Annotated in this window: 20 protein-coding genes and 1 pseudogene; 9 read left to right on the forward strand and 12 right to left on the reverse strand. The window is 69.9% G+C overall.

What is annotated here, in order from left to right:
* Nucleotides 1–85: 85 nt before the first annotated feature.
* A pseudogene (locus ACZ60Q_RS20065) lies at nucleotides 86–253 on the forward strand (Imm49 family immunity protein); the annotation flags it as partial.
* A gap of 414 nt (nucleotides 254–667) precedes the next feature.
* Here the strand turns inward: ACZ60Q_RS20065 and ACZ60Q_RS20070 are convergent.
* The gene (locus ACZ60Q_RS20070; protein WP_469636119.1) at nucleotides 668–2,089 is read right to left on the reverse strand and encodes an FG-GAP and VCBS repeat-containing protein; all 1,422 of its coding nucleotides are present in this window, start codon (nucleotides 2,087–2,089) and stop codon (nucleotides 668–670) included.
* 196 nt (nucleotides 2,090–2,285) lie between these two features.
* Here ACZ60Q_RS20070 and ACZ60Q_RS20075 point away from each other — a divergent pair, with 196 nt between their 5' ends.
* On the forward strand, nucleotides 2,286–3,182 hold the full coding sequence (locus ACZ60Q_RS20075) for a class I SAM-dependent methyltransferase (RefSeq protein ID WP_469636122.1): 897 nt from the start codon (nucleotides 2,286–2,288) through the stop codon (nucleotides 3,180–3,182).
* A gap of 111 nt (nucleotides 3,183–3,293) precedes the next feature.
* Here the strand turns inward: ACZ60Q_RS20075 and ACZ60Q_RS20080 are convergent, their stop codons facing one another.
* Complete coding sequence (locus ACZ60Q_RS20080) at nucleotides 3,294–4,220, reverse strand: N-acetyltransferase (protein WP_469636125.1); 927 nt, start codon at nucleotides 4,218–4,220, stop codon at nucleotides 3,294–3,296.
* Between the two features lie 284 nt (nucleotides 4,221–4,504).
* The gene (locus tag ACZ60Q_RS20085) at nucleotides 4,505–5,776 is read right to left on the reverse strand and encodes an MFS transporter (RefSeq protein WP_469636128.1); all 1,272 of its coding nucleotides are present in this window, start codon (nucleotides 5,774–5,776) and stop codon (nucleotides 4,505–4,507) included.
* 130 nt (nucleotides 5,777–5,906) lie between these two features.
* Between ACZ60Q_RS20085 and ACZ60Q_RS20090 the strand changes: the two genes are divergently transcribed.
* A complete protein-coding gene (locus ACZ60Q_RS20090) occupies nucleotides 5,907–6,476 on the forward strand; it encodes a CGNR zinc finger domain-containing protein (RefSeq protein ID WP_469636131.1) in 570 nt (189 codons plus the stop codon).
* A gap of 124 nt (nucleotides 6,477–6,600) precedes the next feature.
* Here ACZ60Q_RS20090 and ACZ60Q_RS20095 read toward each other — a convergent pair whose 3' ends face one another.
* Nucleotides 6,601–7,314: an NADPH-dependent F420 reductase gene (locus tag ACZ60Q_RS20095; RefSeq protein ID WP_469636134.1), complete on the reverse strand. Its 714-nt coding sequence runs from the start codon at nucleotides 7,312–7,314 to the stop codon at nucleotides 6,601–6,603.
* Between the two features lie 159 nt (nucleotides 7,315–7,473).
* Here ACZ60Q_RS20095 and ACZ60Q_RS20100 point away from each other — a divergent pair, with 159 nt between their 5' ends.
* Nucleotides 7,474–8,094 carry a TetR family transcriptional regulator gene (locus tag ACZ60Q_RS20100; RefSeq protein WP_469636137.1) on the forward strand — a complete coding sequence of 207 codons (621 nt, stop codon included), beginning with the start codon at nucleotides 7,474–7,476 and terminating at the stop codon, nucleotides 8,092–8,094.
* A 200-nt stretch (nucleotides 8,095–8,294) separates the two neighbouring features.
* Here ACZ60Q_RS20100 and ACZ60Q_RS20105 read toward each other — a convergent pair whose 3' ends face one another.
* A complete protein-coding gene (locus tag ACZ60Q_RS20105; RefSeq protein ID WP_469636800.1) occupies nucleotides 8,295–10,205 on the reverse strand; it encodes a M4 family metallopeptidase in 1,911 nt (636 codons plus the stop codon).
* A 450-nt stretch (nucleotides 10,206–10,655) separates the two neighbouring features.
* A complete protein-coding gene (locus ACZ60Q_RS20110) occupies nucleotides 10,656–11,597 on the reverse strand; it encodes a GlxA family transcriptional regulator (protein WP_469636140.1) in 942 nt (313 codons plus the stop codon).
* A gap of 81 nt (nucleotides 11,598–11,678) precedes the next feature.
* Between ACZ60Q_RS20110 and ACZ60Q_RS20115 the strand changes: the two genes are divergently transcribed.
* Nucleotides 11,679–12,014 carry a cupin domain-containing protein gene (locus ACZ60Q_RS20115; protein WP_469636803.1) on the forward strand — a complete coding sequence of 112 codons (336 nt, stop codon included), beginning with the start codon at nucleotides 11,679–11,681 and terminating at the stop codon, nucleotides 12,012–12,014.
* A gap of 53 nt (nucleotides 12,015–12,067) precedes the next feature.
* Entirely contained in the window at nucleotides 12,068–12,985 is a 918-nt protein-coding gene (locus ACZ60Q_RS20120; RefSeq protein WP_469636142.1) for an alpha/beta hydrolase, read from the forward strand.
* On the opposite strand, the gene ACZ60Q_RS20125 is transcribed toward ACZ60Q_RS20120, so the two are convergent.
* A complete protein-coding gene (locus tag ACZ60Q_RS20125; RefSeq protein WP_469636145.1) occupies nucleotides 12,972–13,181 on the reverse strand; it encodes a hypothetical protein in 210 nt (69 codons plus the stop codon). The genes ACZ60Q_RS20120 and ACZ60Q_RS20125 overlap by 14 nt on opposite strands.
* A 64-nt stretch (nucleotides 13,182–13,245) precedes the next feature.
* On the opposite strand from ACZ60Q_RS20125, the gene ACZ60Q_RS20130 reads away from it, so the two are divergent.
* The gene (locus ACZ60Q_RS20130; protein ID WP_469636147.1) at nucleotides 13,246–13,740 is read left to right on the forward strand and encodes a hypothetical protein; all 495 of its coding nucleotides are present in this window, start codon (nucleotides 13,246–13,248) and stop codon (nucleotides 13,738–13,740) included.
* A 34-nt stretch (nucleotides 13,741–13,774) separates the two neighbouring features.
* On the opposite strand, the gene ACZ60Q_RS20135 is transcribed toward ACZ60Q_RS20130, so the two are convergent.
* Nucleotides 13,775–14,119, reverse strand: coding sequence for a hypothetical protein (locus tag ACZ60Q_RS20135; protein WP_469636149.1), 345 nt, complete (start codon nucleotides 14,117–14,119; stop codon nucleotides 13,775–13,777).
* A 133-nt stretch (nucleotides 14,120–14,252) separates the two neighbouring features.
* Between ACZ60Q_RS20135 and ACZ60Q_RS20140 the strand changes: the two genes are divergently transcribed.
* Together ACZ60Q_RS20140 and ACZ60Q_RS20145 are read left to right on the forward strand one after the other, a co-directional pair.
* Nucleotides 14,253–15,050: a helix-turn-helix domain-containing protein gene (locus tag ACZ60Q_RS20140; RefSeq protein ID WP_469636152.1), complete on the forward strand. Its 798-nt coding sequence runs from the start codon at nucleotides 14,253–14,255 to the stop codon at nucleotides 15,048–15,050.
* Nucleotides 15,043–15,264, forward strand: coding sequence for a DUF397 domain-containing protein (locus ACZ60Q_RS20145; protein ID WP_469636155.1), 222 nt, complete (start codon nucleotides 15,043–15,045; stop codon nucleotides 15,262–15,264). Before ACZ60Q_RS20140 ends, ACZ60Q_RS20145 begins: the two co-directional genes overlap by 8 nt.
* Before the next feature lie 30 nt (nucleotides 15,265–15,294).
* Here the strand turns inward: ACZ60Q_RS20145 and ACZ60Q_RS20150 are convergent, their stop codons facing one another.
* The 4 genes from ACZ60Q_RS20150 to ACZ60Q_RS20165 all read right to left on the reverse strand — a co-directional run bounded on the left by ACZ60Q_RS20150 (nucleotide 15,295) and on the right by ACZ60Q_RS20165 (nucleotide 19,105).
* Nucleotides 15,295–17,682 (reverse strand): excinuclease ABC subunit UvrA, encoded by a 2,388-nt coding sequence (locus ACZ60Q_RS20150; protein WP_469636158.1) that lies wholly within the window; start codon nucleotides 17,680–17,682, stop codon nucleotides 15,295–15,297.
* 180 nt (nucleotides 17,683–17,862) lie between these two features.
* Nucleotides 17,863–18,276 carry a VOC family protein gene (locus ACZ60Q_RS20155; RefSeq protein WP_469636161.1) on the reverse strand — a complete coding sequence of 138 codons (414 nt, stop codon included), beginning with the start codon at nucleotides 18,274–18,276 and terminating at the stop codon, nucleotides 17,863–17,865.
* Nucleotides 18,277–18,286: 10 nt separating this feature from the next.
* The gene (locus ACZ60Q_RS20160; protein ID WP_469636164.1) at nucleotides 18,287–18,706 is read right to left on the reverse strand and encodes a helix-turn-helix transcriptional regulator; all 420 of its coding nucleotides are present in this window, start codon (nucleotides 18,704–18,706) and stop codon (nucleotides 18,287–18,289) included.
* Nucleotides 18,707–18,763: 57 nt separating this feature from the next.
* Nucleotides 18,764–19,105 carry a DUF5713 family protein gene (locus tag ACZ60Q_RS20165; protein ID WP_469636166.1) on the reverse strand — a complete coding sequence of 114 codons (342 nt, stop codon included), beginning with the start codon at nucleotides 19,103–19,105 and terminating at the stop codon, nucleotides 18,764–18,766.
* Between the last annotated feature and the right edge of the window lie 27 nt (nucleotides 19,106–19,132).

Consider the following 19,132-nt stretch of genomic DNA (forward strand, 5'->3'; position numbering starts at 1 on the left):
GCTCCTTCGGGAGGGGTGCAACAGCCCCTGTCATCTCCAGTCGCCCCTTTAGCTCGGGGGCCGCAGTCTCGAAGAATGAATCGACCTGCCGGGACTTCCGGAGAAGCTGACGGATGCGATCGCGATACCTCATCCCAACATCGCCCGTACTACATCTCACGACCTGCTCCAACGCGTGATGCATCCGCCGATCAACCTGTTTTACAAATTTGTCCTAGAAGACCATGCCAGCTTCAACGAGGCACTCATCGAAGCTCTGGAATTCCGGCTGATCCGAGGGTGGGGTGACGTCATCTGTCAGACCGAGCCGCATGGTTGGGGTGTCGTCGGGCTGCGCTACTGCGGTCGGGCGCGGAACGATGCCCGGCGTGAGCGGACGGATGAGCCGCAGCCGTACGCCCCGCCCGTCGGTGGCCGTGGTCCGGGGGGGGGCGCTCGCGGTCGTCGATCCGCTTGCCGCCGTCTTCCTGCTCCGCGGCAAGCGGATCGGCCTCGATCTCACCTGCGGTGTCATGGTGACCGACCTGAAGGTCGGCCTTTACACCGCGTACAGCCTCCTGGACAGTGGGCTCTTCGCCGAACCCGGTCTCCAACGGGCCTCTGTTTTCGCCCTGTTCGTGTTCCGGGCTGCTCCGTCCGCCCGCCGGTGGCCCGTATGGGGGACCCGTCAGCCCAGCAGCCGGCCGAAGTTGACCGCCGACGGCTTCACGCCCAGGCTCGACTCGCCGAAGGAGACGCTGCCCTTGGCGATGGGGCCCGTACGGCTGCCCTTGAAGAGCCACACACCGCCCTGGCCGGTGTTCTCTCCGGGGGCGGCCACCGCGAGCGTGGCCCGTACGCCCTTGGCGGCGGCCACCACGTGGACCTCGCCGCCGAAGGAGTCGCCCTTCTCGTCGACTCCGGGGACGTTGACCGTGGACTGGCCGATCACCTTCGTGTCGGCGCCCGTGATGCCCGAGGCGCGGCCCTTGAAGACCAGGACCCCGCCGGCGTCCTTCGCCGTGCCCACGTCCTCGCCCGGCAGCCCCACGACGACCTCGCCGTAGCCGTCGCCGTCCAGGTCCCCCACCGCGGCGCTCGCACCCATGGCGTCGCCCTGCTCGTCGGCTCCGGGCACCCCGGTGGTGGCCTGGGTGATCCACTTCGGCTTCACCGCGGTGTTCTGGCCCTTGGGGCCGCCGAGGACGACCGCCACCGCGCCGCCCTTGCTCGGGAAGTCCACGTCGCTGTCCATGCCGGTGGGCTGCCGGGTGAAGACCAGGTCCGGGTACGCGTCGCCGTTGACCGAACCGACCGTCATGGAGGAGTGCTTGAAGGACGTCCCCGGCGCGGTGACGATGGGGGTGTAGGTGAAGCCCGTATCCGTCGACAGGTAGAGCGACCTCCCACCGCAGTCCGGCTCGTCGCTGCAGCCGCTGCTCACCAGCAGGTCGTCCTTGCCGTCGTTGTTCATGTCCACGGTCTGCACTCTCTCGAAGACGGTGACGCCGTCGGCGGTGAGCGCGGTGCGGGTGCTGCCGATCGAGCCGTCCGCGCCGATGCTTTCGTTCAGCACGACCTTCCCGCCCCATTCGGCATGGGCGATCCCGGCCGCGTCCGTCCGCCCGTCCCCGTCGAAGTCGCCCAGGGCGTACCCCTGGCCCTGGAACTCGACGGCCCGGGTGCCGAGACCACCCTTGCCGCCGAACAGGATGGTCTTCGGGCCGCTGCCGGGCGAGACCAGCAGGTCGGTGTATCCGTCGCGGTCGATGTCGGCGGGCGTTCCCCCGCCGAAGCGGGCGTTCGCGGCGGCCGAGCCGGGTACCCCGGACGTGTTCTGGTTGATCACCCGGTGCCGGGCGGGGCTGATGCCCTTCGCGTCGCCCGGGTAGACCACCAGGTACCCGGCCTTCTTGATGCCGGACACGGTCCCCTCGGGCACCGAGACGTACATGTCCTCGTACCCGTCCTTGTTGAAGTCGATCTGCTGACGTGCGGCAGGGGTCGGCGTGGCCGCCACCGCCGTACCGGACAAGGCCGGTGCGGCAGCGGCCGTGGCCGCGAGCGCCACGAAGATCGCGGAAGCGGTACGGAGTCGATAGGTCTTCATAGGTCATCCCCCGGATATGCACACAGTCGGTCGGCGGGCTGTCTGTACCCGCACACAGAGGAAGACCATCCGTACGGTGAATGGTTGTGCGCTCCGGTCCCAATCGCTATGCGTACGAGGGTGGCTCCCACGCCATCTTCTTGCGTTATGGGCAACATCGCATGCATCAGGCGCAAGTTTCCGTACGCTCGATCGCATGGCTCACGCACACCAGCACCAGCACCAGCACGGACCTACGGCGGCGCACTCCTCGCACGCCCACGGTCACATCCACGACTCCGACGCGACGCCGAACGGCCTCCCCGAGATCCTCGACCTCGACGCCGCCCTCTTCGCACCCCACCTGACCGCGCTCACCCAGCGCATCGCCGCTCTGGCCGGTGACGGCGTCCGGAGCATCGTCGACCTCGGCTCGGGCACCGGTACCGGCACCTTCGCCCTGCTGGAGCGGTTCCCGACCGCCCGGGTGACCGCCGTCGACAGCTCCCCCGAGATGCTGGAGCGACTCGCCTCGGCAGCCCGGGACCGGGGGCTCGGCGATCGCGTGCGCACACTGGAGGCAGACGCCGGTGCGGGGCTGCCCGGGGTCGTCGACGCCGACCTCGTCTGGGCGTCGGCGTCCCTGCACCACTTGGACGACCCCGCCACCGCCCTCGCCGGCATCCGCGCCGCGCTCCGTCCCGGTGGGATCCTGGCCGTCGCGGAGGTGGACGGGATGCCGGCCTTCCTGCCCGAGGGCGGGGAGCCGGGTGCGTTGGAGGCCCGCTGCCGGATGGCGCTCGACGGCCTGCATGCCGAGCGGTTGCCGCACCGGGGGGCCGACTGGGGCTCGCTGCTGGCGGCCGCCGGCTTCTCCGTCGAGCAGGAACGCGCCGAACCGTGGGAGCTGCGCGCCCCGCTGCCCGAGGGCGCCGGCCGGTACGCCTACCTGGTCTTCGAGCGTATCCGCGGCTCTCTCGAAGGGCGCGTCGCCCCCGAGGACCTGGCCGCGCTCGACCGACTCGTCGACGGCGGCCCCGAGGACGTACGTCACCGCGACGACCTTGTCGTACGGTCCACCCGCCAGACGTGGATGGCCCGCCGCCCCGCCTGAGCGGATCCGTCCGTCCATCCATCCGTCCATCCGTCCATCCGTCCATCCGTCCGTGCAGACGCAGGACGCAGGACGCAGGACGCAGGACGCAGGCGGGGCAGCGGTCCGGTCTCAGGCGGGCCGCAGTTCCCATCCACAGGCGGTCCGCGCGACTTCGCGGAAGCCGTGGCGGTTCAGGACATCGATCTCGTCCCGGTCGTCGGGGTCGGCGCACGTGATGAGGCGGTCGATCCCGCAGAGGGCGAGCCAGTCGTGGGCGTGGGCGAGCAGCCAGGTGAGGGTGCCCGCCGGGGCGTCGGGGCACAGGTCGACATCGGCCAACTCCGCCGGCCCGGCTCCGCGACCGACACGTTCGGGGCGGTCGATGGTGGTGTCCAGTTCCAGGTGGCCGAGGACACGGTCGCCGGCGAGGGCGGTGAAACGGGTGCCCTGGGAGCCGAGGGTGCGCAGGAGGGTGGGGCTCCGCCAGGAAGCCCTCCCCTCGGCGGCGGGCAGGCCGCTCACCTCCGCGAGGAACAGCGCCTCCGTCGCACCGGTGTGCACGAAACCCGCCCGCTCCAGTGCGGCCCGGACATGCGGCCAGGAAGCGGGGACTCCGTACACCCCTGGGCAGGGAAGCGCTCCGTCCGCGTGTACCACCCCGACTCCCCATCGGGTGACGGTCGCCAGGCACGCGGAGAGCAGCCGGTCCGCCGCGTCCGACGGGGCCGCGTCGGACGGGCCGTCACCGGGAAGGTGCAGAAACCACTGGACGGCCGCGGCTCCCCGGTAGTCGGGGCCGACGTCGGGCTCGTCACGGTAGCGGTGCAGATGAGCGGCCGCCACGACGCGGCCCCGGTCCTCGGTGACGAGCGTGACGCGCTCCGCGACCCAAGGATCGACGACGTACTCGTCGGGCCGTCCCTCAAGGCTGCTCAGGACGGTGTTGACGGAGATGCTGACACCTGGAAGCACCGCTGCGACGTGGCGGTTCACCAGGTCGGTGAGCTGGTGACGGTCGCTGCGGCGGAAGGTACGCACGGCAGGAGACGGAGACATGGCGGTCCTCTGGAGAGCAGTGAGGGAAGACCGCCATGCGATGCGGCACACCGCGACGCTAGCAGATGCGCGGGAGAGGCCGTTCGGCTGATGCCGACTCCGCCGCCGATGCGGTGTGGGGCGGTGTGGGCTGTCACCACTGTTCAGCTCGGCAGGTAACCCGTAGGGCCTCCGCCGCGGAAATCGCATGGCTGACCAGTCTGTTCGCGCCCGGCGACACCTGGCGCCGAGAGGGCCCCGGCCCCGATGCCGGGCGGGTATCGGGGCCGTCACCGCTTGGACGGTCAGGCGGCTGTGCGCAGTTCGCCGACGGTGACGACGCGCAGGAACGGGGGGATCGTGGCAGCGACCACGGTGGCGAAGACGAGGAAGGCAAGCTGCGTCCCGAACCATTCGGCGAGGATGCCGATCAGGCCCGCTCCGACCGGCATACCGCCCCAGCCGACGAGCCGTGCTGCGCTGCTGAAGCGGCCCATGAGGGCGTCCGGCACGGTGTTCTGCGCTATGAGGCGTGAGTTGACCGTCCAGAGGGTGCCGCCCATGCCGCCGAGGAAGGCGGCTGCCGCGACGGCCCAGACCTGAGTGGTGAGCACGGGGACGGTCATCATCGCCAGCGTGCCGAGGAGGTCGGCAAACATCGCCCAGCGACGTCCGAGCAGCCGGTTGATCCGGGTGACGGCGAGCGTACCGGCCAGCCCGCCGACGCCGAGTGCACTGAGCACGATGCCGTACTCCTGCGTGGACAGGCCCATCGTTTCCTTCGCGACCAAGGGCATGAGGGCCAGCCAGGCACCCCAGCTCGCGCTGAGGACGGTCAGGATGAGGGTCGTCGTACGGAGCAGGCGGTGGTGCCAGAGGTAGCGCAGCCCTTCGGTGAACTCCCGGCCCCTGGGCAATGCCCCGGTCTCCGGCTCAGCAGTGGCCTTCGCCGCGCGGAAGCGACCGGTGAGCAGGAGCAGGAGGAGGGCGGCCGCGAGGTAGGCGACCCAGGTGGAGCCCAGCGCGACAGCCGTTCCGGCGGTCAGGAGCAGCCCGCCGACCATGGGACCGCAGAACTCGTTGGCGGCTGTTTCGACGCCGGTGATCCACGCGTTCGCGCGTTCCCGTTCCGCGCGCGGCACGAGGGCGGGGACCAGTGCGGTCTCCGAGGTCTGGGCGATCACTTCCGCGGTGCCGAGCACCGAGCCGGTGATGGCCAGCGTCCAGATGGTGGTGCTTCCGGTGGTCACGGTCTGTATCAGCCAGCCGATCGCCAGCAGCCGGATCCCGTTGGCCAGCCAGAGCAGCCGACGGCGGTCGGTGCGGTCGGCGAGGACGCCGGCGGGCAGGGAGACGAGCAGCCAGGGCAGTGTCAGGGTCAGCGCGACCCCCGCGACCCGGCCGGGGGAATCGGTGATCCCGGTCGCCAGTACCGGCAGAGAGATCTTGATGATCCCGTCCGCGAGATTGGTCACCGCGGTGAGGACGAGCAGGACGACCGTGTTCCGTGTGCCGCGCGGACCGGAGGATGTGGAGCGAGCCTGAGCCCCACTGACCGACAGATTCTGGGTGCTCATGACACGACACCTAACTGGCTAACGGGTTGACTGGTTAATTCTGGCGAAGACTGCCACCCGGCCTCTTCACCAGTCAACCCGTTAGCTGGTTACTCTGGGGAGAGATCGACTCCCTCTCCTGGAGTGACCCATGCTTGAAGCACCGCCTTCGGCCCAGCTGGTCGAAGCCTTCGTCAACACCGTCGACGTGGAACTCGGCACCGACGATCTCGCCGCGCCCGCCCAGCTCTCCGCCTGGCTGGCAGACCGGGGACTGCTCCGACCCGGCAGCCGGATCACCACCGAGGACCACGACCTCAGCCTGCGACTGCGGGACGGTATCCGCGAGGAACTGGGAGCCCACACCGGTGACACCCCTGACCCGCGCCTGCTCCACGCCGCCGACGAAGCGCTCCACCGTCTCCCCCTGGTCGCCGCCCTCCGGCCGGGCTCACAGGCCGCCCTGGTACCGGCATCCGGACTCGCACCCGCCCGACAGGCACTGGCCACCATCACCATCGCCTGGACCGAGCTCGCCGTCACCGGCGAAGCCGCACGGCTCAAACGCTGCGCCGAACACGCCTGCGCCTGGGCCTTCTGGGACTCCTCCAAGAACCGCAGCCGCCGCTGGTGCTCCATGCGCATCTGCGGCAACCGCACAAAAGCCCGCCGCTACGCGACCAAACACACCACCACCCCCGCACCCGGAGCGCCCAGCTAACCCACATCCGCTTCGCCGGGCCGGAGTCCCGGGGCGCCCCGGACGCGGCCACGGTGCGGCCAACCGGCCACTACGGCACCGCGGTCACCCCTGCGGTACGCGGTCGGGTGGCGGGTCTGGTGTCTCAGAGTGCGGAAGCGGACAGGAGTTCCCGGATTCGGTGGGCGGGAGCGGGGACAGCGGGGGCCTGGAAGATCCACTGCTGGATCTCCTGCTCGCCGAGTCCCACGGGGAGAGAGGGCATGTAGGGCAGGGCCTGGAGTGCGAAGCCGGGCTGGCTGGGCCGGCTGTCGGCGAGGGTGCCGAGGTCGACAGCGTCGTAGCCGAGAGCGTCCAGCAGGGCGATGACCTCGGCCTTGGCTGCCTGGTCATCGGCGGCGAGGGGCAGGGCGCTGCGGTCGGGGGCATTCGCCGGGCGGGCGAGCGCGAGCAGGTGGCGGAAGAAGACGTTGTTGAGGGCCTTGACCACCCGCGAGTCACGGAGGTGCCGCTGCACGTATGTGCTGGAGGTGAGGCCTCCGGTCTCGAGTGCGGCGATGTGGCCGTCGCGCTCGGCATAGTAGTTGGTCGTGTCGATCACCGTGCGGCCTGCCAGGGCGTCGGCGGGGAGCTTGTCGACAGCGCCCAGAGGGACGGCCGCGACGATGAGGTCGGCGGCCTGCGCCGTCTCGGTGACGGATGCCGCCCGGACGCGTGGCCCCAGCTCGGCGACCAGGTCGGTGAGGGTCTGAGGGTCACGTGAATTGCTCAGGACCACGTCGAGTCCGGCGTCGGCGGCCAGGCGGGCAATCGTGCCGCCGATCATTCCGCTGCCGATGATGCCCAGCTTTTTGGTCATGGTGTGTCTCCGTTTCGCAGGGGAGCGGGTGGGGCCGCCGCTGTCGTATCCGACCGTCGGCGGCCCGAGGGCCCACGGCGTGGCGGCCGGCCCTCGCTTCGCTCTCAGTGTCATAAGTGACACTGAGGTTCACATTGGTTTCTTTGTACCATTAACGTGATGAAGAGCCAAACCGAGAGGACGGCCGGAATGACGAGCGCGACCAAAGGCACCACCCGGGGCATCGCACGCGCCGCCGTACGTGCGGAGCTCGCGCAGGTGGCCTTCGAGCTCTTCCGCCGCGAGGGGTTCGACAACGTCACCCTCGACGACCTCGCCTCAGCCGCCGGGGTCTCACGCAGCACGTTCCTGCGCTACTTCCGCACAAAGGAGGACGCGGTCCTCGGCGCTTTCGACGCACAGGGGGAGAAACTCGCCGCCGCGCTGCGGGAGCGCCCCGCGGCCGAGGATGACTGGACGGCCCTGCGGTACGCCATGGACTGCGTCCTCGAGCCCTACCGCGAGGATCCCGAGCACTCCCTCGCGCTGACGACACTGGTCCGGCAGACCTCATCGCTGTGCGCGCGGCGCCTGGAGAAGCAGGACGGCTGGCGGACGGCCCTGGTCCGATCCCTCGCTGAGCGCTCCGGCAGCCCCGACCCCGGCACACTCGCCCAGACCGTCCGGGCCGCCGCGGCCCTGGACTGCCTCGATGTCGCCCTCGGCTACTGGACCGCCTCCAACGGGCGCTCCGACCTCGACGCACTCCTCGACGAGGCGTTCGCGGTCCTCGCCACGTAGCGGCACCGCTCCACGACCGCGCCGCCCCTGTGCACACAGGTCCACCGGGGATCTCACGCCACCGTCCGCTCTCCGGTGGCAGAATCCGGGGGCAAGACCTGAGGGTCAAGGTCCGGGGAGCGTTCGGGCCCGCGCGGAGCCGTTTCCACTGCGGAGCCGTTTCCACCGGGGAGCCGGTGAGGGCTCCCCGGTGGACAAGGTCAGAAGGTGATCTTCCAGCTGTCGAGGAAGCCTTCGGTCCCGGGGTAGACGTCCTGCACCTTCAGCTTCCAGGTGCCGTTGGCCACCTCGGAGGAGGCGTTGACCCCGTAGGTCGCCTGGATGTCGCGCCTGCCATTGGCCTCGAAGTTCTTGATCGAGTACTCCGTGCCGTCCGGTGCGACCAGGGCCAGCGTCACTTCGCCCGAGAAGGGGTGTTTGACATCGACGCTGACCCTGACCGATGCGGGGGCGTTGCCGGCGACCCCGGTAACCGTGATCGGCGAGGTGATGGCCGGGCGGAAGTCCTTGACGGCGTAGTCGGTGAGGTTCTCGAAGGACTGGCCGGCCGGCCAGGGGCCGTCGGGCCGGGTGCCGACGTTCACGGCTGCCCAGGCATGAGCGACCGCCTTCTGCTCGGGGCTGTCCACCCCGTACAGCTCTCCCGCGACCTGGAGCGTGTGGGTGCGGGCGTCGGGGTAGGTCTCGTTGGGGAGCATCCGCTCGGTGAGCGCCTTGAACCAGATCTTCTCGGCCTTGGCGATCCCGATGGCGGGCACGGCCAGGTTGTCGAAGGTCGGGCTGAAGTACCTGACCCCGTTGACGATCTTCGGGCCGCCGCCCTCCGAGAGCAGATAGAAGAAGTGGTTGCCGATTCCCGACGAGTAGTGGGAGTTCATGACCCCGATGTTCGACCGCCAGTAGTCCAGCGACTTGCCGTCCTTACTGGGCTCGTCGAAGTAGCGCAGCGGGGTTCCGTTGCCGTTGAGGTTGAGCTTCTCGCCGGCGAGGTAGTCGCCGGGGTCCTGGGCGTTGTTGGCGTGGAACTCGACGGCGGCGGCGAAGATGTCGGAGGTCGCTTCGTTGAGACCACCGGAGTCGTAGGCGTTGTAGACCAACCCCGCGGTGTTGGAGGTGAGGCCGTGGGTCATCTCATGGGCGGCGACATCGATGGCCGTCAGAGGGCTGGCGTTGTCCGCCCCGTCGCCGTAGGTCATACAGAAACAGGCGTCGCGCCAGAAGGCGTTGGCATAGCCGTTCCCGTAGTGGACTCTGCTGGAGGCGGCTACACCGTCACCGCGAATGCCGTTGCGCTGGTGGACCTGTTGGTAGTAGTCCCAGGTGAGCGCCGCACCGTAGTGGGCGTCCACTCCAGCGGTCTGGAGGTTGGCGGGGGTGCCGTCGCCCCAGATGTCGTCGGCGTCCTCGAAGACGGTACCCGTATCGCTGTCGAACGTGGCGTGTCCGCCGCGCGTCGAGTCGCTGAGGGTGTAGGCCCCGGGTGCGCCACTGGTACCGAGCGGCACCTCGCCGCTGTACTGGCTGACGCCCGCGCCGGTGTGCACGGCCTGAAACTCGGAGACCTTCTTGCCGGTGTGCGCGTCCGTGATGACGTGCAGCTCGTTGGGGGTGCCGTCCTTCTGGGTACCGCCGATGACCTGCTCCCAGGCCAGTACGGACCTGTCCTGCCCGGCCCAGATCACCTTGCGCGGTGCCCGGGAGTCCTTGGCGGTGGACGCCTTCGGCTTCATGGCCGCGGGTGCCACGGTGGTGGGGACGGCTATCTCCGCCTCGGTCGCCTTGTCGACCTCGTCGATCACCCCGTCCGGGCCTCGGTGGACGATGAGTTGACCGCCGAGGACCGGCAGACCCGCATAGACGCGTTCGTACCGGGTGTGGGTGGCGCCGTCGCGGTTCTTGACTACGTCCTTGACCCTCAGGTCGGTGCGGGAGCCCAGTTCGAGCGCTGCCGCCGTGCTGTCCTGACCCAGCTCCGCCGCACGGACCAGTGCCGCCTTCTGCTTGGCGCTCAGTGCGAGGGGCAGCGCGCCGGGGTCGACCGAGGAGGTCGCGGCCCGGGGCTGCCGGGGTACGGCGGTGGCCTGGGCCGCCTGGAGCCCGGTGGTGAGCATGGTGGCCGTGGCCACCAGGGCGGCGGCAGCGGTTCGGGCGCGCCGGTCGGTACGCCTGGGATGGATGGGACTCAAGGTCTGAACTCCTTCTCTGCTGGCCGGTGCGGGGGCACGACCAATGGGGGTCCGTACAGCGGTCGGCGGCTGTCGGGCCCGGTGACGGCAGATCGAGTGGAGCGGCGTCCGGCAAGGTGCGGCGGAGCCAACCGGTTTGACACTTGAGGGTGGTCAGGCACATAAGGCAACGGTCGAGAGTCAGGGTGCCACCCAGCCGAGGCGCATGTCAGGGGCAGGACAGGCATTGGCCGGATCTGCCCGCCGCGGAAAAGGCATCCGCAGGCCGCAGCAACTCCTTTACACCTGGGCCGAGTTCGGTGGTGGAGGTGCGATATCGGCACCGGACGCCGGTCGGGACGCGTCGACGCGCCGTGGGCACGGATCGAGTCGTCGCTACCGGAGCGGAGCCCTGAACTCCCGCCGGTAGGCACCCGGGGTCGTCCCCGTCCGGGCGCGGAAGCGGCGGCGCAGGTTGACCGCCGAGGCGAGGCCGACGCGCGTCGCGATCGCCTCGACCGGCAGGTCCGTCTCCTCCAGGAGAGTGCGCGCCGCGGCGACCCTCCGGGAGAGCAGCCACGCACCCGGACTCGTGCCGAACCACTGGGCGAAACGTCGGGCCAGGGTGCGGGGCGAGACGCCGAGGTGGGCGGCGAGGTCGTCCACCGACAAGGCGGTCCCGATGCGCTCGTCGGCCCACGCGAGCAGGCCGTCGGGTGCGTCCACGGGCGAGGAAGGCGGCGCGTGCCGTACGTGGCCGACCTCGCGGTGCGGCGGCAGCGTCATGTGCCGCGCGAGGAGGGACGCGTACGCGGCCCCGTGGTCGCGCCGGACCAGATGCAGGCACAGGTCGAACCCCGCTCCCGCGCCGGCGCTGGTGGCGACGTCGCCGTGATCCACGAAGAGCCTGTCCGGCTCCACGCGCACCCGGGGGAACTCACGTCGTAGCTGCTCGGCGCGCGCCCAGTGCGTGGTGGCCGAGCGGCCGTCCAGCAGTCCGGTGCGGGCCAGTGCGAACACCCCGGAGCAGATCGTGACCAGCCGTGCCCCACGCGCGTGCGCCCGCAGCAGCGCTCGGCGTACCGGGTCGGAGAGCGGCTCCTCCACCGGCAGCCAGCCCGGGATGATCACGCTGTCCGCGGTGTCGAGCGCCGACAGGTCCCGTGACACGGACATCGCGTACCCGCCCGTGGTCGGCACCGGGCCGGGCGTCTGCGTGCACACCTCGAACCGGTAGTGCCGCGGCATCTCCGGCCGCTCCGTGCCGAAGACCTCGACGGCGCAGCCGAGTTCGAACGTCGACTGCACCGGCCGCACCAGGGCCACCACGCGATGCATGGCACGAAAGTACCCCATGGTGTCATCGTGGACTCTGTCTCCTCGCGGCCCGCGCACGGCACTGTTGCGGGCATGCACCCCATGCACCCCGAGATTCTTGCGCAGGAGGGCTACACCTCCGCCTCCGTCGACGCGTCCCCGGTCCGTGAGCTGTTTCCCGGGATCCGCCTGCGCCCCCTGTGGCGGAGTCCCGCCGGCGCACACGCCCACGTGCTGGAGATGGAGGCGGGCTCCTCCTGGCCGCACCGCGATGTCCACGAACCAGGCCCGGAAGAGGTCTACGTGGTTGCCGGAACCTTCAACGACGGAGCACGCGACTACGCGCCCGGCACGTTCCTGCACGCCCCGGCCGGGTCGTGGCACGTGCCCTCGACCACCACGGGCTGCACACTGTTCCTCTTCTACCCCGAGGGCTAGGGCCGTGTTTCCGCCCCGAGGGCCGGTGACGGGACCAACAACGAGGAGAGCGCATGCGATTCGCGCTGGAAGCACTGCTGGCCGACGTGCCCCCCGAGCAGGTCGCCGAGGCTCGCGCCTTCTACCGGGCGAGGGTGGCGGGCCGTGGGCCCGGCTCGTTCGAGGAGCTGAAGGAGGCCCGCGCGAAGAAGCCCGCTCCCCGTGCCGCCGTTCCGCCCGCTGTCGAGGAGAGCGTCGAAGCCGCCGGAGTGCGCGTCCCGGTCCGGATCTTCCTCCCTGCCGACGGCCCGCCCCGGGCCGTCTACCTGGGGATCCACGGCGGCGGCTTCTTCATGGGATCCGCGGCGCAAGGCGACGAACGCCACCGCGAGCTCGCGGACGCCCTCGGCATCGCGGTCGTCAGCGTCGACTACCGGCTCGCGCCCGAGCACCCCTGGCCGGCCGCGCCCGACGACTGCGAAGCGGTGGCGCTCTGGCTCGTCGAAGAGGCCGGGGCGCGTTTCGGGACCACCCGGCTCGCCATCGGCGGAAGCTCCGCGGGGGCCACCCTCGCCCTGGCGACCCTGCTCCGGCTGCGCGACCGGGGCGTCGTCGACCGATTCGCCGGGGCCGCGCTCCGCTTCGGTACGTGGGACCTGAGCGCAGGCACCCCGGGCGGCCGTCTCATCGCGGAGGAGTACTTCCTCCAGGCGTACGCCGGTCACGTGGCGGACCGCACCCTGCCCGACATCTCGCCCCTCTACGCCGACCTGAACGGCCTTCCTCCGGCACTGCTGGTCGTCGGCAGCGAGGACGTACTCCTGGAGGACAACCTGACGCTGGCGGGCCGGTTGTCGGCGGCCGGCAACGACGTGGAGCTCCGCGTCTATCCCGCGTCGCCCCACGGCTTCACCGGCCACCCCACGGCCCTGGCCGCCACCGCGCTCACCGGCATCAACTCCTGGCTGCGCGAACGGATCAGCCGCCCCTGACCCGGGCGTGCGGATGCGTGTCGTGCCGACGGCGGGTCTCCCCGTCCTCGTACGCGGAGAGGAACGCCGCCGGGTCGGCCCGTGCCCAGGGGCGCAGCAGCAGGCCGTGGCCGTCGGTTGTCGGGAGCACGGGTTGCGGGGCGGCGGCGAGGCAGCCGGGGGCCATGGCGGGAGGCGTCGACAGGGTACGGATCATGGCCTCATGGTCACCCGGCGATGAACCCGCGCGTCAAGGCCGTCCCTCTCCTTACTCTCGGGATATGAACGTGTTTCGCGGCGGTGGCGGTCGCTACTTGGAGATGACCAACGGCGGCACGGCCGTATTCGTTGACGTGCTGATGCTCGCCGTGTCCGACCTCGCCCACGACCCATGGGACTTCCGTTTCGCTGCTCTGCTGACGCTCCAGGACCAGAGCATCATGGGGCGCGGGGTGGTCGGATTCGGCCTGGCGGACCTCGACTGGGGGGACACACCGCAGGAGCGGGCTGCGGCGAAGGACTTCCTGCTGCGCGTCCTCGATCTGGCACTGTCCCGCCACCGGTGGGAAGAACTGACGTACGAGCCTCCCCGCGCCGAGGGCTATTTGCGCACGTACCGGTCGATGGTGGAGGAGTTCGACCCTGCGACAGCGAAGGCCGGCGCGGATACTCTGCCCGGTCCGGAGTACGCCGCAATGGCCTCGTGTGTACGTCACAGGGTGCTGGACGCGCTGCCGTTCTGGGATGTGTGCGTGTTCTGCGCGGCCGGGGTCTGAGCGCCCGGAGCGGGCCCGGTCGCCCGCCCACGCCTCACGGCCGCAGCCGGACCAGCCCCGGGCCCGACGGGTGGTCCGGCTCGAACGCGTCGGGAATCCCCAGCCTCAGGCCCCGGCTCCGGGCGACCCGGTGAACGTCCCGCAGTGAGTGCGCCAGCGCGGCGGAGACATGGCGGAGCTGGACGGCCGTGGACCGGTCGTCCGCGACCAGGTCGTCCGCGTGGTCGAGGAGTTCGTACGCCATGCCGAGTTGCATCGCCTCGACCTTGTCGGCCTCGCGAGAGACCTTGCCGTCGCCGTTGCCGACGACGTAACACGGCCTGCCTGCCGTGCCGGCCCAGGGGAGCAGGCGGACGGTGTTCAGCGGCTGTTCTTTCATGAGGGCGTCAACTCCGTGTGCGGTGGGGATGAATTCTTCGCTGCGTAGCGATCCACTCACAGCGTGCGAGCGGCGCGGCTAGGCTCGCCAGGGGGTTTGTGGTGACACGGCGTTCGTCGCACGGGAGTTGGCTGTGAGTAATACCTATGGCACATGGTTGAAGGCGCGGCGGGAAGCGGCGGGCCTGACGCAACAGCAGCTCGCGGACCGGGCACTGATGACGCGGTCGCACATCTCGCACATCGAGGCGGGGCGTCGCATGCCAAGCGAGGAGGATGCCCGGCGGCTCGACATGGCCCTAGGGACGGGCGATGTGCTGACCACCTTCCGGCCCGGCGCAGACAACGAAGTACTGGCCAACTACTTCGCACCTGTACAGCACCTTGAGCAGCAAGCAACGGTGATCCGCGAGTACGCACCCTCGCTGGTCCCGGGAATCCTCCAGACCGAGGCGTACGCAAGAGCGGTTCTCGGGAGAGCTTTTCCCTCGATGAGCGCAGCCGAACGTGACAGAGCGGTTGTCGCGCGTCTGAAGCGCGCCGAGATCCTCAAGAACCCGGCCACGCCTGTGGTCTGGGCGGTGCTCGATGAGGCGGTCCTACGACGCCCGGTTGGCGGTCCGACAGTCATGGCCGAGCAGATCGAACACATCGTCACGTTGACTGAGTCGGAACGAATCCGCGCACACGTAATTCCGCTGGGCCTCGGATACCACCCTCTGCTCGACGGCATGCTCACGTTGATGTGGTTCGACGACCAGCCGCCGGTGGCGTACAGCGAAGGCTTGCGCATGGGAAAGCTGCACGATTCGCCATCCGTGGTCGAGGCATTCCAGGGCGACTACACTCTCGGCCTGAGCGACGCACTGCCGTTGAAGGAGTCGCTGGCAGCGATGAAGGCGACATCGAGGGGCTTCAGAGACCATGGCTAGCGAATCCGTCCCGTCGACATCGCTCCTCCACGGCTGGCGCAAGTCGTCCTACAGCAACGGTGACAGCGGCAGCTGCCTAGAAGTCCAGGACCACCACCCCACCGCCGTCCCCGTCCGCGACTCCAAGGTCCCCGGCGGGCCCACCCTGCTCATCCCCGCCGCCGGGTGGACCTCCTTCGTGGACGCGGTCAAGCGCGGGACCTTCTCCGCCTGATCCGCAAGACAGGCGGAAAGGGCCCGGGTCTCACTCCCCCACGTACTCCGCGAGGTGCTCGCCCGTCAGGGTCGAGCGGTCGGCCACCAGGTCGGCCGGGGTGCCCTCGAAGACGATCTGCCCGCCGTCGTGGCCCGCGCCGGGGCCGAGGTCGATGATCCAGTCGGCGTGGGCCATCACCGCCTGGTGGTGCTCGATGACGATCACCGACTTTCCGGAGTCGACGAGGCGGTCCAGCAGGCCGAGGAGCTGCTCGACGTCCGCGAGGTGCAGGCCGGTGGTCGGCTCGTCGAGGACGTAGACGCCGCCCTTGTCGCCCATGTGCGTTGCCAGCTTCAGGCGTTGACGTTCGCCGCCGGACAGGGTGGTGAGCGGCTGGCCGAGGCTCAGATAGCCGAGGCCGACGTCCACGAGGCGGTCGAGGATCTTGTGCGCGGCCGGGATGGCCGCCTCTCCGGAGCCGAAGAACTCCTCGGCCTGGGCGACCGACATGGCGAGGACCTGGCTGATGTCCCGGCCCCCCAGGTGGTAGTCGAGGACGGAGGCCTGGAACCGCTTGCCCTCGCAGTCCTCGCAGGGGCTGGAGACGCTCGCCATCATGCCGAGGTCGGTGAAGATGACGCCCGCGCCGTTGCAGGTGGGGCAGGCGCCCTCGGAGTTGGCGCTGAACAGGGCGGGCTTCACGCCGTTGGCCTTGGCGAAGGCCTTGCGGATCGGCTCCAGGAGGCCCGTGTACGTCGCCGGGTTGCTGCGGCGGGAACCCTTGATGGGGCTCTGGTCGACCGAGATGACGTTCTCGCCCGCCGGGATCGATCCGTGGACGAGCGAGCTCTTCCCGGAGCCGGCGACACCGGTGATGACGGTGAGGACGCCGAGCGGGATGTCGACGTCGACGTCGCGGAGGTTGTGCGAGGTCGCGCCCCGGATCTCCAGCGCGTCGGTGGACTTGCGCACCTCGTCCTTGAGGACGGCCCGGTCATCCAGGTGGCGGCCGGTGACGGTGTCGGAGGCGCGGAGGCCTTCCAGGGTGCCCTCGAAGCAGACGGTGCCGCCCGCCGTACCGGCCCCGGGGCCGAGGTCGACGACGTGGTCGGCGATGGCGATGGCCTCGGGCTTGTGCTCCACGACGAGGACGGTGTTGCCCTTGTCGCGCAGGCGCAGCAGCAGGTCGTTCATCCGCTGGATGTCGTGCGGGTGCAGACCGATGGTGGGCTCGTCGAAGACATAGGTGACGTCGGTCAGTGAGGAACCGAGGTGGCGGATCATCTTGACGCGTTGCGCCTCGCCGCCGGAGAGGGTGCCCGAGGGGCGGTCCAGGGCGAGATAGCCGAGGCCGATCTCCACGAACGAGTCCAGCGTCTGCTGGAGGGCTTCGAGCAGCGGGGCGACCGAGGGCTCGTCCAGGCCGCGGACCCACTCCGCGAGGTCCCGGATCTCCATCGCGCAGGCGTCGGCGATGGAGATCTTCTTGATCTTCGAGGAGCGGGCGCCCTCGGTGAGCCGGGTCCCCTCGCACTCGGGGCAGGTGGTGAAGGTGACCGCCCGGTCGACGAACTCCCGGATGTGAGGCTGCATCGACTCGCGGTCCTTGGAGAGGAACGACTTCTGGATCTTGGGGATCAGACCCTCGAAGGTGAGGTTCGCGCCCTCGACCTTCACCTTGGTCGGCTCCCGGTAGAGGAAGTCCTGCATCTCCTTCTTGGTGAACTTCGCGATCGGCTTGTCCGGGTCGAGGAAGCCCGACTCCGCGTACGTCCGCACGGTCCACCAGCTGTCGGACTTCCAGCCGGGGATGGTGAACGCGCCCTCGGCGATCGACTTGGAGTCGTCGTAGAGCTGGGTGAGGTCGATGTCCGAGACCGAACCGCGGCCCTCGCAGCGGGGACACATGCCGCCGGTGCGGCTGAAGGTCGCCTTGACGGCCTTCTTGTTGCCGCGCTCGACGGTGATCGCGCCGCTGGCCGTCACCGAGGGGACGTTGAAGGCGAACGCGCCGGGCGGGCCGATGTGCGGCTTGCCGAGCCGGCTGAAGAGGATCCGGAGCATGGCGTTGGCGTCGGTGGCGGTGCCGACCGTGGAGCGGGGGTCGCTGCCCATGCGCTGCTGGTCGACGATGATCGCCGTCGTCAGCCCGTCGAGGACGTCGACGTCGGGCCGTGCCTGGTTGGGCATGAAGCCCTGGACGAAGGCGGGGTAGGTCTCGTTGATCAGCCGCTGGGACTCCGCGGCGATCGTGGCGAAGACCAGCGAGCTCTTGCCCGAGCCGGAGACTCCGGTGAACACCGTCAGCCGGCGCTTCGGGAGCTCGATACTGACGTCCTTCAGGTTGTTCTCCCGCGCACCGTGCACACGGATCAGGTCGTGGCTGTCGGCAGCGTGCTGCGCGGGCGGCTGCTGGGTCTTCGTTCGCGGAGCCATGCTCGTTTGTCTCTCCATAACTGGCCGTTACTGATGCGCGGAGCCTGCTGGTGCGGGAGCCCTGCTGGTACGGCTCGTTCGGCTGGTGCGGCTGGTACCGGCGCCCGCTGGTGCGCGGAGCCTACTGGTCGTGCGTGAGGGCCGGGGCCCGTATCGGGCCCCGGCCCCTGGGGGCTGGTGTTACTTCTTGGCCTGAGTGATGCGGATCATGTTGCCGGAGGGGTCCCGGAAGGCGCAGTCGCGGACGCCGTACGGCTGGTCGATCGGCTCCTGGAGCACCTCTCCGCCCGCCGCGCGGACCTTCTCGAAGGCCGCGTCCACGTCTTCGGCGGAGAGGATGACGCCGCGCAGCATGCCCTTGGCGAGCAGCTCGTCCATGGTCCGGCGGTCGGCGGCCGGGGCGTTCGGGTCCGCGAGCGGCGGCTCCAGGACGATCTCCACGTCCGGCTGTGCGGGGGATCCGACGGTCACCCAGCGCATGCCTTCGAATCCGACGTCGTTGCGCACCTCCATTCCCAGGGCGTCGCGGTAGAAGGCGAGCGCCTTGTCGTGGTCGTCGACGGCGATGAAGCACTGCGAGAGTTTGATGTCCATGGATTTCACGCTACGGGCGGCGGGTGCGATCCGCTTCTCCATTCCTGACCGGTCGGGTGAGCATCTTGGCGACGCACGCGGGGATGGTCTCGCCCGCGTCGTGGGGGCGGGCCCGGTAGGCGCTGGGGCTCTCGCCGACCAGTTCGGTGAAGCGCGTGCTGAACGAGCCGAGCGACGTACAGCCGACGGCGAAGCAGACGTCCGTGACCGACAGATCGCCCCGGCGCAGCAATGCCTTGGCCCGCTCGATGCGGCGGGTCATGAGATAGCTGTACGGGGTCTCGCCGAAGGCGGCGCGGAAGCTGCGGGAGAAGTGGCCGGGCGACATCAGCGCGGCGCGGGCCAGCGAGGGGACGTCGAGTGGTTCGGCGTACTCGCGGTCCATGCGGTCGCGGGCCCGACGGAGCCGGGCCAGGTCCTCCAGCCTCACTCCCTCACCCTCCCACGGTCGCCGGTGCCCGGCCCGTCCTTCGGACGCGGGGCCCGGTCACCACTCGCGCTCGGCGATCAGCTTCTCCGGGTCCGCGTCCGCGAAGCCGTACGCCGTCGCGATGATCCAGAAGGCCTCGCCTATCTCCTCGCGGGCGACTGTCTCGATCTCGCTGCCCGCCGCCTCGAACTCCGCCTCCAGGCTGTTGAACGCCTCGGTGGCCACCGCCGTCAGTGCGTACAGCGCGGTGAGGTCGGCGGGCTTCTCGGCCTCGATCCGTTCGCACAGGGCGCGCAGGACCGCCGTGCCCCTGTCCAGGACGTGGTCCGGGAAGTAGTCGTCCTCGTACAGCAGGGCCAGGAACTCATACCCCGCCAGCCGCTCGTTCGTGATGGTCACGGTGGTCTCCCGCATACGTTCCGTACG

The organism is Streptomyces sp. NPDC104313 (assembly GCF_055583985.1).

What these genes read in the sequence shown, in the direction of transcription:
- ACZ60Q_RS20100 (WP_469636137.1), top strand. Translation starts at nt 7,474, where the DNA reads ATGAAGAGCCAAACCGAGAGGACGGCCGGAATGACGAGCGCGACCAAA.
- ACZ60Q_RS20080 (WP_469636125.1), bottom strand. Translation starts at nt 4,220, where the DNA reads ATGTCTCCGTCTCCTGCCGTGCGTACCTTCCGCCGCAGCGACCGTCAC.
- ACZ60Q_RS20105 (WP_469636800.1), bottom strand. Translation starts at nt 10,205, where the DNA reads ATGCTCACCACCGGGCTCCAGGCGGCCCAGGCCACCGCCGTACCCCGG.
- ACZ60Q_RS20085 (WP_469636128.1), bottom strand. Translation starts at nt 5,776, where the DNA reads ATGAGCACCCAGAATCTGTCGGTCAGTGGGGCTCAGGCTCGCTCCACA.
- ACZ60Q_RS20090 (WP_469636131.1), top strand. Translation starts at nt 5,907, where the DNA reads ATGCTTGAAGCACCGCCTTCGGCCCAGCTGGTCGAAGCCTTCGTCAAC.
- ACZ60Q_RS20120 (WP_469636142.1), top strand. Translation starts at nt 12,068, where the DNA reads ATGCGATTCGCGCTGGAAGCACTGCTGGCCGACGTGCCCCCCGAGCAG.
- ACZ60Q_RS20075 (WP_469636122.1), top strand. Translation starts at nt 2,286, where the DNA reads ATGGCTCACGCACACCAGCACCAGCACCAGCACGGACCTACGGCGGCG.
- ACZ60Q_RS20155 (WP_469636161.1), bottom strand. Translation starts at nt 18,276, where the DNA reads ATGGACATCAAACTCTCGCAGTGCTTCATCGCCGTCGACGACCACGAC.
- ACZ60Q_RS20115 (WP_469636803.1), top strand. Translation starts at nt 11,679, where the DNA reads ATGCACCCCGAGATTCTTGCGCAGGAGGGCTACACCTCCGCCTCCGTC.
- ACZ60Q_RS20135 (WP_469636149.1), bottom strand. Translation starts at nt 14,119, where the DNA reads ATGAAAGAACAGCCGCTGAACACCGTCCGCCTGCTCCCCTGGGCCGGC.
- ACZ60Q_RS20095 (WP_469636134.1), bottom strand. Translation starts at nt 7,314, where the DNA reads ATGACCAAAAAGCTGGGCATCATCGGCAGCGGAATGATCGGCGGCACG.
- ACZ60Q_RS20130 (WP_469636147.1), top strand. Translation starts at nt 13,246, where the DNA reads ATGAACGTGTTTCGCGGCGGTGGCGGTCGCTACTTGGAGATGACCAAC.
- ACZ60Q_RS20125 (WP_469636145.1), bottom strand. Translation starts at nt 13,181, where the DNA reads ATGATCCGTACCCTGTCGACGCCTCCCGCCATGGCCCCCGGCTGCCTC.
- ACZ60Q_RS20110 (WP_469636140.1), bottom strand. Translation starts at nt 11,597, where the DNA reads ATGCATCGCGTGGTGGCCCTGGTGCGGCCGGTGCAGTCGACGTTCGAA.
- ACZ60Q_RS20145 (WP_469636155.1), top strand. Translation starts at nt 15,043, where the DNA reads ATGGCTAGCGAATCCGTCCCGTCGACATCGCTCCTCCACGGCTGGCGC.
- ACZ60Q_RS20150 (WP_469636158.1), bottom strand. Translation starts at nt 17,682, where the DNA reads ATGGCTCCGCGAACGAAGACCCAGCAGCCGCCCGCGCAGCACGCTGCC.
- ACZ60Q_RS20070 (WP_469636119.1), bottom strand. Translation starts at nt 2,089, where the DNA reads ATGAAGACCTATCGACTCCGTACCGCTTCCGCGATCTTCGTGGCGCTC.